At 42.2% G+C, this 555-nt stretch carries 1 protein-coding gene and 1 pseudogene; one reads left to right on the top strand and one right to left on the bottom strand.

Translation table 11 applies throughout. From position 1 onward, the window contains the following. Window positions 1–297, bottom strand: a 297-nt coding sequence (locus R7E78_RS29415; RefSeq protein WP_318059056.1) for a GNAT family N-acetyltransferase, incomplete at its 3' end; no start/stop codon positions are given. Between the two features lie 100 nt (window positions 298–397). Here R7E78_RS29415 and R7E78_RS29410 point away from each other — a divergent pair. Further along, window positions 398–555, top strand: a pseudogene (locus R7E78_RS29410) (UDP-N-acetylenolpyruvoylglucosamine reductase); the annotation flags it as partial.

Here is a 555-nt window from a genome sequence, read left to right as displayed (position 1 = left end):
ATGTTGAGCATAATATTTTTCTAAGTAGCTAAAAGCGAAGCAATAATCACCATCTTCGAAAACTTTGTTCTCGCAATGCTCTAGCAGAGTGCGGCCAACGCTCGTGCCTCTAACTTCTGGGATGACGAGCATGCCTGTTAATAAGCGATATTGCTCTACGGTTTTTAATCTTAGTAGTGCGACGATCACACCTTCACGACTGGCTGTGATGATGAGTTCATCTTTTTTGGCTCGCCCGGAGGGGTAATGGGCTTTATAGAGCTTTTTGATCAAAGGGAGTTTGATCGGATTTAACACTTCTATGATTAATGAGTTAGGTATTGTCACTGCGGTTAAAAGTTAACTGGGGTAGAATGTGCCCAGTTTAAGAGAATCTTATCTGGCGTTGCAAATCACTATGCAAATTAAAGAACACGCAAGCCTCAAGGCTTTTCACACTTTTGGTATCGAGCAGACTTGCTCCTACTTAGCCATTGTTGACTCGATAGATGATGTAATCAGCCTCTATCAAGATCCTGCTTTTCAAGGTCTGCCGAAGTTGTTTTTGGGTAAAGG

The organism is Vibrio sp. YT-19(2023), from assembly GCF_033337395.1.
The sequence above is the reverse complement of the archived record's forward strand: the minus strand, read 5'-3'. Positions and strand labels throughout refer to the sequence as shown.